14 protein-coding genes are annotated in these 13,880 nt (G+C 70.7%); 4 read left to right on the forward strand and 10 right to left on the reverse strand.

Translation table 11 applies throughout. The annotated features are described in order from the left end of the window. The first annotated feature begins 21 nt into the window (after window positions 1-21). Both ACT54X_RS06320 and ACT54X_RS06325 read left to right on the forward strand, forming a co-directional pair. The gene (locus ACT54X_RS06320) at window positions 22-2,457 is read left to right on the forward strand and encodes a TonB-dependent siderophore receptor (RefSeq protein ID WP_294365483.1); all 2,436 of its coding nucleotides are present in this window, start codon (window positions 22-24) and stop codon (window positions 2,455-2,457) included. Next, entirely contained in the window at window positions 2,454-3,674 is a 1,221-nt protein-coding gene (locus ACT54X_RS06325; protein ID WP_294365484.1) for a PepSY-associated TM helix domain-containing protein, read from the forward strand. Before ACT54X_RS06320 ends, ACT54X_RS06325 begins: the two co-directional genes overlap by 4 nt. Here ACT54X_RS06325 and ACT54X_RS06330 read toward each other — a convergent pair. The 4 genes from ACT54X_RS06330 to ACT54X_RS06345 are packed head-to-tail and all read right to left on the reverse strand — an operon-like array spanning window position 3,652 to window position 6,621. Then, window positions 3,652-4,068: a DUF2177 family protein gene (locus ACT54X_RS06330; protein ID WP_294365486.1), complete on the reverse strand. Its 417-nt coding sequence runs from the start codon at window positions 4,066-4,068 to the stop codon at window positions 3,652-3,654. The two genes, ACT54X_RS06325 and ACT54X_RS06330, sit on opposite strands and share 23 nt — an antisense overlap. 39 nt (window positions 4,069-4,107) lie before the next feature. Then, window positions 4,108-4,767, reverse strand: coding sequence for a DUF6134 family protein (locus ACT54X_RS06335; protein WP_294365488.1), 660 nt, complete (start codon window positions 4,765-4,767; stop codon window positions 4,108-4,110). 8 nt (window positions 4,768-4,775) lie between these two features. Then, window positions 4,776-5,564, reverse strand: a complete 789-nt coding sequence (locus ACT54X_RS06340; RefSeq protein WP_294365489.1) for a DUF1295 domain-containing protein — start codon at window positions 5,562-5,564, stop codon at window positions 4,776-4,778. 10 nt (window positions 5,565-5,574) lie between these two features. Next, on the reverse strand, window positions 5,575-6,621 hold the full coding sequence (locus ACT54X_RS06345) for an SAM-dependent methyltransferase (RefSeq protein ID WP_294365491.1): 1,047 nt from the start codon (window positions 6,619-6,621) through the stop codon (window positions 5,575-5,577). Between the two features lie 112 nt (window positions 6,622-6,733). On the opposite strand from ACT54X_RS06345, the gene ACT54X_RS06350 reads away from it, so the two are divergent. Together ACT54X_RS06350 and ACT54X_RS06355 are read left to right on the forward strand one after the other, a co-directional pair. Further along, window positions 6,734-8,068, forward strand: coding sequence for a lytic murein transglycosylase (locus ACT54X_RS06350; protein WP_294365492.1), 1,335 nt, complete (start codon window positions 6,734-6,736; stop codon window positions 8,066-8,068). A 20-nt stretch (window positions 8,069-8,088) separates the two neighbouring features. After that, window positions 8,089-9,285 (forward strand): amylo-alpha-1,6-glucosidase, encoded by a 1,197-nt coding sequence (locus tag ACT54X_RS06355; RefSeq protein ID WP_294365494.1) that lies wholly within the window; start codon window positions 8,089-8,091, stop codon window positions 9,283-9,285. Window positions 9,286-9,329: 44 nt separating this feature from the next. Here the strand turns inward: ACT54X_RS06355 and ACT54X_RS06360 are convergent, their stop codons facing one another. From ACT54X_RS06360 to ACT54X_RS06385, 6 genes are all read right to left on the reverse strand, one after another. Next, window positions 9,330-9,731 (reverse strand): Fur family transcriptional regulator, encoded by a 402-nt coding sequence (locus ACT54X_RS06360; protein ID WP_294365950.1) that lies wholly within the window; start codon window positions 9,729-9,731, stop codon window positions 9,330-9,332. 116 nt (window positions 9,732-9,847) lie between these two features. Next, on the reverse strand, window positions 9,848-10,792 hold the full coding sequence (locus tag ACT54X_RS06365; RefSeq protein ID WP_294365495.1) for a metal ABC transporter solute-binding protein, Zn/Mn family: 945 nt from the start codon (window positions 10,790-10,792) through the stop codon (window positions 9,848-9,850). 154 nt (window positions 10,793-10,946) lie between these two features. Further along, window positions 10,947-11,819 carry a metal ABC transporter permease gene (locus ACT54X_RS06370; RefSeq protein WP_294365496.1) on the reverse strand — a complete coding sequence of 291 codons (873 nt, stop codon included), beginning with the start codon at window positions 11,817-11,819 and terminating at the stop codon, window positions 10,947-10,949. Beyond that, on the reverse strand, window positions 11,816-12,652 hold the full coding sequence (locus ACT54X_RS06375) for a metal ABC transporter ATP-binding protein (protein WP_294365497.1): 837 nt from the start codon (window positions 12,650-12,652) through the stop codon (window positions 11,816-11,818). The genes ACT54X_RS06370 and ACT54X_RS06375 overlap by 4 nt, the downstream gene beginning before the upstream one ends. After that, on the reverse strand, window positions 12,649-12,795 hold the full coding sequence (locus ACT54X_RS06380) for a hypothetical protein (protein WP_294365498.1): 147 nt from the start codon (window positions 12,793-12,795) through the stop codon (window positions 12,649-12,651). The genes ACT54X_RS06375 and ACT54X_RS06380 overlap by 4 nt, the downstream gene beginning before the upstream one ends. A 137-nt stretch (window positions 12,796-12,932) precedes the next feature. Next, on the reverse strand, window positions 12,933-13,832 hold the full coding sequence (locus tag ACT54X_RS06385) for a hypothetical protein (RefSeq protein WP_476345602.1): 900 nt from the start codon (window positions 13,830-13,832) through the stop codon (window positions 12,933-12,935). Window positions 13,833-13,880: the final 48 nt, after the last annotated feature.

Raw genomic sequence — 13,880 nt, forward strand, 5'->3', positions numbered from 1 at the left:
CGTCCGACGGCCCAGGCCGTCATGGCCGCCCTGGCCCTGCAGCTGGCGGGCACCGCCGTCGCCTGGGCGCAGGCGAGCCCCGCCGGCGCGTCGGTGGTCATGCAGCGGGACATTCCCGCCGGCCCGCTGGGCCGTGCGCTGTCGCTCCATGCAGCGCAGGCTGGCGTCGTGCTGTCCTTCGACGCCGCGCTCACCGACGGGCTGAGCACCCGTGGCCTCTCCGGTCGCTACACCGTGCAGCAGGGCTTCGATGCGCTGTTGGCCGGTACCGGGCTGGAAGCGCTGCGCGCCGCCGACGGCAGCTACGCGCTGCGCAGGGCGCCCGCGGCCGTGCGCGCCGGCACCTTTCAGCCTGCGGCTTCTGCCTCGCTGCCTGCGCTGACCGTCAGCGCGCAGGCGCAGAGCGGCAGCTCGACCTTCGGTCCTCAGGCCCGGCGCAACGCGACCGCCACCAAGACCGACACCCCCAACATCGAGGTCGCCCAGGCCATCAGCGTGGTCACGCGCGACCAGATGGACGAGCAGGGCGCTGCGCCCGCGCTGCAGGACGCCCTGCGCTACACGCCCGGCCTGATCGGCACGCGCGGCGTCAACCTCACCGACGACTCGTTCAACGTGCGCGGCTTCGCGGCGGGGCTGGCCACGTCGTCCAACACGCCGGTGTTCCGCGACGGGTTGCGCCAGGCGCCGGCCATGTATGCCTCGACCGTCGAGCCCTATGGCCTGGAGCGCATCGACGTGCTGCGCGGGCCGGGCTCGGTGCTCTTCGGGCAGGTCACGCCTGGCGGCTTGGTCAACGTGGTCTCCAAGCGACCGACCGCCGACACGCTGCGCGAGGTCGACCTGCAGGCCGGCAGCCACAACCACCGCCAGCTTGGCCTGGACCTGGGCGGCAAGCTCGACGACGCGGGCGAATGGACCTACCGCCTGACGGCCATGGCGCGCGACGCCGACACGCAGACCCGCTACATCCCCAACGACCGGCAATACGTCGCGCCGGCCATCACCTGGCGTCCGTCGGCCCGCACCTCGCTCACGCTGCTGGCCAGCTACCAGAACACCGACACGGCCTACAACTGGGGCCTGCCGGTCGCCGGCACGTTGCTGCCCAACCGCAACGGCCAGTTGTCGCGCAGCACCTTCACGGGCGAGCCCGGCTTCGACCGCTACAACACCCGCACCTGGACGCTGGGCTACCTGTTCGAGCACCAGTTCGACGACACCTGGACGCTGCGGCAGAACGCCCGCTGGTACCAGTCGGACATGACCTGGGACTCGGCCTATGGCTCGGGCCTGCAGGCGGCCAACCAGCGCCGCCTCAACCGCTTCGCCTTCATCCGCGCCGACGACTACAAGTCCTTCAACATCGACACGCAGGTGGAGGCCAAATGGCGCCATGGCGTGTTCGAGCACACCACGCTGGCGGGCATCGACTATGCCGACGTGCCCTGGGTGCGCAACGAGCGCCGCGGCACGGTCGGGGCGCTCGACCTCTATGCGCCGGTGTACGGCTCGGCCATCGTCCCGAACTTCCAGCCGAGCCGTGTGCTCAAGACCGATTCGAGCCAACTCGGCGTCTACCTGCAGGAGCAGGTCAAGATCGACCGCCAGTGGGTGCTGATGGCCGGCGTGCGGCACGACAGCGCGCGCAGCGACATCACCGGCCGGGTGACCAACGGCTCGGCCACCAGCCCGATCACGCCGGTCAACCTCCGCGACAACGTATCGGCCACCACGGGCCGTCTCGGCGCGGTCTACCTCATGGACAGTGGCTGGGCGCCGTACCTGAGCGCCGCCACCTCCTTCGAGCCAGAGTCCGGTGCGCTCGACTACAACAACAACACCTTCAAGCCCACCCGCGGCCGACAGTACGAGGCGGGCATCAAGTACGAGTCGCCGGACAGCCCGGTGTCGATGACAGCGGCGGTCTTCGACCTGCGCCGCACCAACGTGCTCACCACCGACCCAGACCATCCCGGCTATTCGGTGCAGGCGGGCGAGATCAAGTCCCGCGGCCTGGAGCTCGAGGCCAAGGCCCGCATCGGCCGCGCCTTCGAGCTGATGGGCGCCTACAGCTACACCGACGCCGAGATCACCCGCAGCAACAACGGCGACCAGGGCACCGCGCCGCCCGGCGTGCCCAGGCACAACCTGTCGGTGTGGGCCAGCTACCGCCTGCCGCAGGACATCCTGCCCGGCGTGAAGGTGGGCCTGGGCGTGCGCCGCGTCATCGGCACCAGCGGCTATGTGCTGGGCAGCACGCCCACGCCGGCCGAGTTGCCGGCCTACACGGTGATCGACGCGCTGATCGGCTACGACCGCGGGCCCTGGAGCATCACGCTCAACGTGGGCAACCTGTTCGACAAGACCTACGTGCAGTCCTGCTACTACGCGACCACCACCTGCTTCTACGGCGACGGCCGCAACGCCATCGTGCGGGCCACCTACCGCTGGTGACCGGCGTGCGTCGCCTGGAGCGTGCGCATGTCGTGGCGCTGCACCGGTATGTCGGCCTGCTGATGGCGGCTTTCCTGGTCGTGGCCGCCGCCACGGGCAGCGTGCTGGCCTTCCGGGACGAGCTGGACGAATGGCTGGCGCCCGAGCTGTTCGTGGCCCGCTCGCCCGCCGCGGCGCCACTGCTGGACCCCTTTGCGCTGCGCGCCCGCGTTGCGCAGCAGGTGGCGCCCCAGGGCCGGGTGGATGCCGTGGTGCTCGACCTGCGTCCAGGCCGGACCGCGCGCTTTCCCGTCGCGCCGAATCCCGACGGTGCCGGTGGCTTCCACCGGCTGGGCTATGACGAGGTGTTCGTGGACCCGCACACCGGCGACATCCAGGGCCGCCGCGCCCGCGAGGCCATCGCCTTCACCGCGCAGCAGGCCGTGCCGCTGCTCTACAAGGTGCATCACAGCCTGGCGCTGCCGGGCATCTGGGGCACGCTGCTGCTGGGCGTGATCTCGCTGCTGTGGACGCTGGACTGCTTCGTCGGCGCCTGGCTGACCTTTCCCAAGGGCAGGCCCTTCCTGCCAAAGTGGAAGCCAGCATGGCTGGTCAAGTGGCGGGCAGGTGTTCACCGCGCCACGCTGGACCTGCACCGCGCCGGCGGGCTGTGGCTGTGGGCCGTGCTGCTGCTGTTCGCCTGGTCGAGCGTGATGTTCAACCTGCGTGAGCCGGTGTTCCGGCCGGTGATGGGCGTCGTGTTTCCATTCGACGACTCGTGGCGCACCGTCCCCGTGCGGCCGAAGCCCGTCCTGGCACCGCGGCTGGACTGGCCGGCAGCCCATGCCGCCGCACGGCGTGCCATGCAGGACATGGCGGCCGAGGTCGGCTTCACCGTCGACCGGGAGGACCGCCTCCAGCTCGACCGGCGCCGCGGCGTCTATGCCTACCTCGTGCATTCGACGGTGGACCTGCGCAGCGACGCCGGCAACACCGCGATCCTGATCGACGCCGACACGGGCGTGCCGATGGGCCGCTGGCTGCCCACCGGCGGCCCCGCGGGCAACACGGTCAGCAACTGGATGGGCGCGCTGCACATGGCGCAGGTGTTCGGGCGGCCCTACCAGGTCTTCGTCTTCGTTTTGGGCATCGCCGTGGTCGTCATCACCGTCACGGGCGTGATGGTGTGGCAGAAGAAGCGCAGGGCGCGAATCCTCAGCCGCGCCAGGCGAGCGTGAGCCGCGTGGCCAGCGCCGAGGCCACGCCGGTCACGAAGGTGCCCCAGATCAGATCGGCGACCGTGACCTGCCAGGGCCAATCCTTGAGCGTGGCCTGGTTGGTGAGGTCATAGGTGGCATAGCAGAAGAGGCCCAGCAGCGCGCCCATCACCAGCGCCTGCATGGGCTTGCGTGCCTCCAGTGCCGGGCCGATGGCGAAGATCATCATTCCCACCAGGTAGAGCAGGTAGAAGATGACGGCGGGCGCCACCGAAAAGCCGTCCGCCATCAGGTGGCCGATGGAGGGCCGGTACAGGCGCGACGCCATCGTGCCCAGCCAGATCGCGTCCAGGCCGAGGAAGACGACGGCGGCGATGCCGTAGGCGGTGAGGTAGTGCGAGAAGGGCAGGGCCATGGTCGTTCGGCGGGGAGGGTGGATGAATGGGGGCCGCGCTCAGCGCAGGCGATAGCTGAGCAGCTTGCCGCCTTCGAGTGTGCCGTCCAGGCCCACCCAGCGGCCGCCGCCGTCGTACCAGAGGTCGATGCGCTGCTTGAGCGCCACGATGCGCCAGCGCTGGGCTTCGACCGGCTGGCCGCGCACGTCGATGCTGGCGGCTGGCAGCGGCTCGATGCGCACTGCCTCCAGCTTGCCGGTCTGGGCGTTGAGCAGCTCGCGCTGTTTCAGGATCGCGCGGTTCCAGTAGGCGAAGCTCATGGCGCAGCCGGCCAGCAGCGGGTCGCCGGGCTCCAGCCGCACGGCGAGCTTGTCGCCGTTGTCGTCGGTGTCGGCGGTGAGGGACTTCAGGCAGTCGCCCTGCCAGCGCTCCTGCGCCTGATGGCGGTAGCGGTAGACGGTGATGCCCAGCAGCTTGACGTCGAAGCGGGCGTCGCTGCGCAGGCTGCGGGCGCCGCCGTCCTGCGTCTCCAGCGTGAAGACATGCTGGCCGATGGGCTTGCCGTCGAGGGAGGCTTCGAAGGACCAGACCTGCTGCGCCCAGGCGCCCAGGGGCAGGACGAGGGCCAGCAGCCCTGCCAGCGCCGCGCGATTGGGCAAGGATGCGCCGCCGCCGCCGCCGCCGCTGCGTGCGGGACGGGTGCGATCCGCTGCGGCCATCGCCGGGTTCATGCCGCACGCCGCCGGGGCGGCCAGGGAATGAAGGCGCTGGTGCGCGCCACGTAGTCGCGGTAGGCCGGACGCCGAGCGCTCAGGTCCTTTTCGAGCAGCGTCACGCCCGATACGCGCAGCAGCAGGAAGGTGATCAGCACCGGCGAGACGAAGCACCAGAGCGCGCCTGCGCCGCCGGCCTCCAGCGTCATCAGCGCCAGGCCCCACCACACGCAGCTCTCGCCGAAGTAGTTGGGATGGCGGGTGTAGTGCCACAGGCCCTGGTCCATGACGGCATGGCCGCCGCGACGCTTCGCGCGGAAGCCGGCCATCTGCGCATCCGCCACCGCCTCGAACACGATGCCGAACAGCGCCAGCGCCGCGCCCAGCAGGTCGAGCGCGCCAAAGGGGCGGCTGCCTGCCATGCCGGCCAGCAGGGGGGCCGAGATGATCCAGCCCAGCGCCCACTGCAGGCCGAACACGATGACCAGGCTCTTCCATGCGAAGGCCGGGCCATGGCGCTCGCGCATCTCGGCATAGCGGCGATCCTCGCCATGGCCCCAGTTGCGCCAGCTGATGTAGACGCACAGCCGCAGCGCCCAGGCCAGTGCCAGGCCCAGCATCACGAGGCGGCGGGTGGGGTCGGCGGCCGGCATGGCGGCCGAATAAGCCAGGGCCGGCACCGTGATCAGCCAGGGCCAGATGCGGTCGGCCAGGCTGGCGTCGCGCTTCCACAGGCTGGCCAGCCAGCCGGCCAGCGCGATCGGCAGCGAAACCAGAAGGCCCAGGAGCGCGGCGTGGAGCATGGTCCGATCCTCAGCGCTTCTGGAACAGGTAGTGGCCTACCCACCAGCGCTGGCCTTCGTCCCAGCCGAACAGCTCCTCGACCGAGAGGAAGAACAGGCGCCAGCGCATCCACCAGCGGTCGGCCTCGTTGGCGCCATAGGCGGATGCGATAACGGGCAGCAACTCGGGCCGGTGGGCGTCCATGTTGTCCAGCCAGGCGCGGGCAGTGCGGGCGTAGTGCCGGCCGTCCCAGCGCCAGCGATCGACCAGCCGAAGGTCGTCCTGGCACTGCATGGCGAGGTCGTCGCTGGGCATCATGCCGCCGGCAAAGAAGTAGCGCGTCATCCAGTCGCTGGCGTCGCGTTCGACGAAGGGGTAGGGCGCCTCCTTGTGTACGAACACATGCATGAAGAAGCGGCCTTCCGGCGACAGCCAGTTGGCCACGCGGGCAAAGGCGGCCGGCCAGTTGCGCAAATGCTCGAACATCTCCACCGACACGATGCGATCGAAGCGCTCGTCGGTGTCGAAGGCGTTGACGTCGCAGGTGATGACCTTCAGGTTGCACAGATGGCGCCGCTCGGCCTGTGCCTCGATGTAGGCGCGCTGCGAGTGCGAGTTGGAGACCACGGTGATCGGGCTGGCCGGATAGCGCGCCGCCATCCACAGCGACAGCGAGCCCCAGCCACAGCCCAGTTCCAGGATGCGCTGGCCGTTGACCAGCCCGGCGCGCTCGCAGGTGGTGGCCAGGGCGGCTGCCTCGGCGGCGTCCAGGTCCTCGATGCCCGGGCCCCATTCGCAACAGCTGTACTTGCGGTGAGGGCCCAGCACGCCGCCGAAGAAATCCGCCGGCACTTCGTAGTGCTGCTCGTTGGCCTTCTCGGGCAGGGGCGCGAGCGGGGCGGTGCGCATGCTGGCGAGGAAGTCGCGGGTCTGTCGGGCCACGGCCTCGGCGTTGCCGCATTGCAGCTCCTCGATGCGCTCGCGCAGCAGACGGCGGATGCCGAGGCGGATCACGCTGTCGGGCACATAGCCCTGTTCGACCCAGCGGATGGCGGTGGCGGTGTTGTCTCGGGGCATGGCGGTGTTCGTGTCGCGGTGGGACGAAAGCGGGTGTGTCCGTCTGTACGCAGACTGCGGGCTTTTGGATTTGCAGGGGGTGGGCAACGGGCGGCTGTGCACAATGGTCCGGATGCTCCTGCGCCTCTCGAACCGCCATGCCCCCCGCACCTGCGCGCTGGTGGGTGCCCTTCTCCTGGCCGGCTGTGCGTCGGCGCCCTCGACCGTGCCAGCGCCTACGACGCCCGGCCTGCCCCGGGCGCCCGGGGCGAGCGCGGCGACGTCGCAAGCCACCGTGGCCCCGCCCGCGCCGGGCCGTACTGCGTCGGCCCAGGCCGATGACCGAAGCCCGGCATTTGCTACGTGGTTGTCGCAGTTCCGCCAGCAGGCGCTGGCAGCCGGCATCCAGGAATCGACGCTCCGTGCCGCGCTCGACGGCGCGCACTACCTGCCGGCCGTGGTCGAGCGCGACCGCAGCCAGCCCGAATTCACCCGCAGCGTGTGGGACTACCTGGACAGTGCCGTCTCGCCCCAGCGCGTGACGCGCGGCCAGGCCAAGCGGCAGGAAGCGGCAGCCGCCGCCGATGCCGCCGCAGTCCGCTATGGCGTGCCGGCGGAGGTGCTGGTGGCCGTCTGGGGCATGGAAAGCAACTTCGGCAGCAACTACGGCGACATCGCCACCATCGACGCGCTGGCCACGCTGGGCTTCGACGGCCGGCGCGCCGACTGGGCGCGCCAGCAGCTGATCGCCGCGCTGCGCATCGTGCAGAACGGCGACATCGACGCCGCCCACATGATCGGCTCCTGGGCCGGTGCCATGGGGCAGACGCAGTTCCTGCCGACCAACTTCCTGGCCTACGCGGTCGATGCCGACGGCGATGGCCGGCGCGACATCTGGGGCAGCATGGCCGACGTGATGGCCTCCACCGGCAATTTCCTGATGCGCGAAGGCTGGCAGCGCGGCCAGACCTGGGGCGCGGAGGTGCGGCTGCCGGCCGGCTTCGACCTGGCGCGGGCCGACCCGTCGGTTCGGCAGTCCTCGGCGCAATGGGCGGCCGAGGGCGTCAGTGCGGCGACGGGCGGCTCGCTGCCCGAGCTAAGTGACGCGTACCTGCTGCTGCCAGCCGGCGCGCGCGGCCCCGCCTTCCTGGTCGGCCCCAACTTCCGTGCGCTGCTGCGCTACAACAACGCCACCAGCTACGCACTCGGCGTCGGCCTGCTGGCCCAGCGCATCGCAGGCGGGCCCGGCGTCATCGCCGAATGGCCGCGCGACCTGCCGCCGCTGGGCCGCAGCGACATGCTGGCGCTGCAGCAGGCCCTGGCCGCACGCGGCTTCGACCCCGGCACGCCGGACGGCCTGCTCGGCCCTGCCACCCGCGGCGCCATCCGCGCCTGGCAGCGCAGCAGCGGCCAGCCGGCCGACGGCTATCCCACCCAGCAGATGCTCCAGCAACTGCGCGGGCACTGAACCTGCATGCCCCCTTGCCGATGAAGGACCTGAGCCCCGACGACCGCGCCCTCATTGCCCAGTGCGAGCAGGCCTCGCTCGACCTGCTGGTGCGCAACCTTTCGCCGCACGGCATCCTGGCGGCCAGCCGCACCGAGGCGGCCGTGGCGCGGCGCTACACCCGCATCTTCGGCCGCGACGCGGCCATCTGCATCATGGCCATGGCCGGCAGCGGCGTGCCGGCGCTGGAGGAAGGCGCCGTCGCCAGCGTCCAGGCCCTGGCCGACCAGCAGGCGGCCAACGGGCAGATCCCGAAGTACGTTGACCCCGAAGGCCAGGACGCCGATTTCTGGTACCTGGGCTGCATCGACGCGACGCTGTGGTGGCTGATCGCCATCGACCATCTGCGCGGCCTGGGCCGCGTACCGGGCGGCCGGTGGGCCGCGGGCGAGGCGCTGGCCATCCAGTGGCTGCTGGCGCAGGAGCACCAGCACTTCCGTCTGCTGCAGCAGAACGAGGCCAGCGACTGGGCGGACATCATGCCGCGCTCGGGCTTTGTGCTCTACACCAATGCGCTGTGGTACGAGGTCAAGCGCCGCTTCGGCCTGGCCCATGCGGACGAGACGAAGCACCACTTCAACCACCTCTTCAACCCCTTCCAGCAGGACCTGCCCGAGTACCACCGCGCCCGCCTGCTGCGCCACTATGCGCGGCGGGGCCGGCGCGATCCGGGCATGTACCTCAGCTTCGTCAACCTGTCCTTCGTGGGCGACGAGGGCGATGTGTTCGGCAACGTGCTCGCCGTGCAGAGTGGGCTGGCCGATGCGGACATGGCGGCCAGCATCGTTCAGCGCATCGGCGAGGCGCGGGCCAGTGAGCCCTGGCCGGTGCGGGTGGTGCTGCATCCGCTGTCGCAGCAGCATCCGCTGTGGCGGCCCTACATGGGGCGTCACCAGCAGAACTACCTTCACCAGTACCACAACGGCGGCATCTGGCCCTTCGTCGGCGGCTTCTGGGTGATGGTGCTGGCGCAGCTCGGACTGCACGACCAGGCGAACGCCGAGCTGGTGAAGCTGGCCCGGGCGAACGCGCACGACGACTGGCGCTTCACCGAGTGGTTCCACGGCAAGACGCTGGCGCCCATGGGCATGGCCGGGCAGAGCTGGAATGCGGCCGCCTTCCTGATGGCGTCGAAGGCGTTGAGGGAATCGGCGCTGTCTCCAGGCCGGGCGGGCTGACCGCGCCGCGCGACGCCATCACGCCGCACACGGGCGACGGTGGCTCAGCGGGTTGCGGCGCCGCAGTCGGCGCACACGCCGTACAGCGTCAGCTCATGCGCCTCGACCGCAAAGCCCGTCGGTGCCAGGCCCGACAGGTCCCCGGGGCAGGCATGGATGTCGAAGACCCGGTCGCAGCGTCGGCACTGGAAGTGGTGGTGGTGCGCATGCCGTGCCGATTCGTAGCGCGCCACTGCGCCGGGCAGTTCGACGGTGCGGATGGCGCCGCTTTCCAGCAGCAGCTTGAGGTTGCGGTAGATGGTGGCCATGCCCAGCGCCGGTACCTCCTGCTGGGCCACGGCCAGGATCTCGGCTGGCAGCAGCGGCCGGGGCGATTCGTCGATCACCCGCCGGATGGCGGCCCGCTGGCGGGTGCCGCGCGTGCCGATCGCGCCCTCCGGCGCCATGCCTTCGTCGGACGCGGGAGCGTCGTCCTCGTGGTCGTGGGAATGGCGGTGGGCGGCACTCATGGCGGGCAGTCTATCGAGTCGGTCGGCCGGCCCGGCGCAGGACGGCACCGCCTTCACCGTGCCCTGGCGGTCAGCGCCGTCGCGATGGCGTCGGCATTGAAGCGGAACAGCTGCAGATAGCTCGCGGCCTCGGTGCCCGGCGCAGACAGCGCGTCCGAATACAGCTTGCCGCCCACGGCCACGCCCGATTCGCGGGCGATGCGCTCCACCAGGCGCGGGCTGGAGATGTTCTCCATGAACACCGCGCTCACCTGGCCCTTGCGGATCTGGCGGATCAGCTGGGCGACGCCGGCGGCCGAGGGCTCGGCATCGGTGTTGATGCCCTGCGGCGACAGCAGCGTCACGCCATAGGCCGCGCCGAAGTAGCCGAAGGCGTCGTGCGAGGTGAGGATGCGGCGGCGCTGGGCCGGTATGGCGGCGAAGCGCGCACGGACCTCGCGGTCCAGCGCCTGCAGCTTGGCGGTGTAGGCGGCCGCCCGTTCGCCAATGGCGGCGGCATGGGCCGGCCGCAACTGGGCCAGGGCGTCGCGGATGTTGGCGACGTAGCGAACGGCATTGCGCAGGTCCTGCCAGGCATGCGGATCGGTGCCCTCGCCGTGGCCATGGTCGTGGCCGTGTTCGGCCTCGTCGTCGTCGGCCTTGCGCGGCGTGACGCCGGCGCTGGCGACCACCACGCTGCCCCGGTAGCCGGAGGTCTTCACCAGCCGGTCGATCCAGCCTTCGAAGCCCAGGCCGTTGACCACCACCAGATCAGCGGCGGCCAGGGCGCGGGCGTCGGCCGGCGTGGGCTGGAACACATGCGCGTCGGCATTCGGCCCGACCAGCGCCTGGACCTGCACGTCCGGGCCGCCGACTTGACGCACCATGTCGGCCAGGATCGAGAAGCTGGCCACGACCTGGAGGGGCTTTTCTTGGGCGTGGACAGCGCTGCTGGCGCCGGCAGCGACGGCGAGCAGGCCGATCAGAAAGGGACGGCGGGAGATCAGCAGGGACGGCATGTTTCGGGACGAAGCGAGGGTGAATGGAATGCGAACGAGGCGCCCGGTTCGCGCATCGGTGAGGCCGACGCGTTGTTCTGCCTTTCGACGGGCTGAGGGCGGACGGTTGGGGCCGTCGTGCTGGATCGCATGGCTGCGGCGCCAGGGCGCATGCTCATGCCAGCCGGTGCGGCCGCCGCAGCCGCTGCCACAGCAGGCCCTCGCGGCTGCCCACGAACAGCGACAGCAGGTAGATGGCGCCGGCCACCAGCACGATGGCCGGGCCGGACGGCCACTGCGCGTGGTACGACAGAAGCAGGCCGGCGAAGCCGGAGAAGGCGGCGATCAGCGCCGCCACCGCGATCAGGCCGCCGACCTGGCCCACCCAGAAGCGGGCGGCCGTGGCCGGCAGCATCATGAGTCCCACGGCCATCAGCGTGCCCATGGCCTGGAAGCCGGCCACCAGGTTGGCCACGGTGAGCACCAGGAAGGCCAGGTGGACCCAGCGGCCCGGCCCGCCCACGCTGCGCAGGAAGCCGGGGTCCACGCATTCGGCGATCAGCGGGCGCCAGAGCAGGGCCAGCACCGCCAGCGTGACGCAGGTCGTGCCGCAGATCAGCAGCAGCGCGCGATCGTCCACCGCGAGGATGGTGCCGAAGAGCAGGTGCATCAGGTCGACGCTGGTGCCCCGCAGCGACACCAGCATCACGCCGAGCGCCAGGGCGATGAGGTAGAAGGCGGCGAAGCTGGCGTCCTCGCGCTGGGCGGTGGCCCGCGCCACCACCCCCGCGCCCAGCGCCACGCCGATGGCGGCCAGGAAGCTGCCGATGCTCATGGCCGCCAGCGACGGACCGGCGATCAGGAAGCCCAGTGCCGCGCCGGGCAACAGCGCATGGCCGGTGGCATCGCCCATCAGGCTCATGCGCCGCAGCACCAGCAGCGTGCCCATGGGCGCGCTGCCCAGGGCCAGGGCCAAGGCGCCGACCAGCGCCCGGCGCATGAAGCCGAAATCGACGAAGGGCTGTATCAGCAGTTCATGCAGCGTCATGGCGCGGCGCTCCTGACCCGATGCAGCGCTGGCGCGCCTTCGCACACCGGCGCCTGTTCGTCCCAGGCCTGGGCCATGTGCCGCGCCGAGGCCAGGTGCGCGGGCTGCAGCACCTCGCCCACGGGCCCCCAGGCCACGCAGCGCCGGGCCAGCAGCAGCGCCTCGTCGAAATGCGCCCGGACCTGGGCCATGTCGTGCAGCACGGCGATGACCGTGCGGCCCTCGGCCCGCCAGCCCTGGACCACGGCGAGCAGGTCGTCGGTGGTGCGGGCGTCCACGGCGTTGAAGGGTTCGTCGAGCAGGATGACCGGCGCGTCCTGCAGCAGCGTGCGGGCGAAGAGCACGCGCTGGAACTGGCCTGCCGAAAGCTCGCCGATGTTGCGCCGCTCGAAGCCGCCCAGGCCGACGGTCTGGAGCGCTGCGACGATGGCCGCGCGGTGCGTGGCGCGCAGCCGGCCGAAGCTGCCGATCTGCCGCCACAGTCCCATGGCTACCAGGTCGAAGACCTGCAGCGGAAAGGCGCGGTCGATCTCGGCCTGCTGCGGCAGCCACGCGATGCGGCCGGCGCAGTGCGCGGCCAGCTCGACCCGGCCGGTGCTCGGCCGCAACCGGCCCATGATGGCGTTCAGCAAGGTGGTCTTGCCGGCGCCGTTGGGGCCGACGATGGCGGTCAGCGCACCGGCCGTGAAATCGCCCGACACATGGTGCACCGCCGGATGGCCCCGGTACGCCACCGTCAGGTCCTGAAGGCGGATGGGACAGGTCTGGACCGCCTGCACGGGCGACGCCGCGGTTTGCGTGCTCGACGCGGCGGAAGGGCGGAGCGCGCTCATTCCAGCATCGCCCACCAGGCGGCCAGTGCCAGCGCCGCCATGAGGAGCGCGGCCAGCGCCAGACGCACGCCTGCGCCGAGGCTCAGCAGGCTGGTGGGCGAAGGGGCCCGGGTTGAGATGGCGTCACGAAGCGGGGAGAACACGATAACGATTGTACGTTATCAATAGTGGGCGGCGCTCGGCTGATCGAACGGCGCTTTTTGGATTCCAGTAAAAAGGCCCGCGCAGTGCGCGGGCCGGTTCAACGATCAGCAGCGACAAGGACTGCCGCTGCAGGGGCTTAGCTTGGCGAATAGTCCAGCGTCACCACATCCCAGATGGCACCGCTCTTCTTTTGGCGGAGCAGTTGGCCGCGGTAAGGCCCTTCGGCAGCGACCCAAGTGTCCTGGCTCGTCTGCAGGGATGCGCCGGACTGGGCCGCTGTCAACTGGTACGTGAACTTGCAGCTGTCGAACGTGCCCAGGGGTGTGCTGATGCGCTCGCGGCCCTGGTAGGTCAGGTCGAACCTTCCCTCGTCCGTGGAAGTGGAGGCCGGAGCGGACAGCAAGCCTGTGGTGAGCCGGGTGGTCGTCCGGATCGTGCGCTGGCTGGCCACCTCGCCCGGTTGCATGTTGGCTGGGTAGGCCAGGGGTGGGTCGAAGGTGCGTTGGGTCGTTGCGGTCGTCGTGCCGCCAACAGCCCCGGACGTCGCATTGGAGAACACGGTTTCCGCGACGGACTTGTCCCCGTAGATGAGAACCTTGCCGCCGGCCAGTTCGCGGTACTCCTTGCGCACATCCGTCGTCGTGAGCGTGATGCTCGCGTTGGGATCGGCGCCGGTCATGGTGCTCTGGCGGACATCGGCGGCCAATACGAAGCCCACCGGATTGGCATTGGCGAAACTTTCGCGCGGCCCCGTCACGCTGCGTCGCTGAAATCCAGCTGCGCTGCCCGGCGTGTCGGCGATCGTGGCCTTGAACGAGACGGTCGTGCCTTCCCGGTAGTCCGCTTCGTTGGTGCAGGGCCCGGAGCCCTGATCCGCTGCAGGCGGGTCTGCGGGTGCTGGTGCGGGCGCGGGTGCGTTGGCCAGTGGCGCGAAGGTCGGGGAATCGTTTCCCCCTCCGCAGGCGGCTATGGTGGCCGCGATGGCGGCCAGGACGAGCGTGCTTGCGCGCACGCCGTGGTGCTTCTTGTCGAACATGATTCCTCCCTTATGACAAATCGGCTGCGCCGTGGGCTGCAGCCGCGG

This window comes from Pseudacidovorax sp. DMC4, from assembly GCF_056314265.1.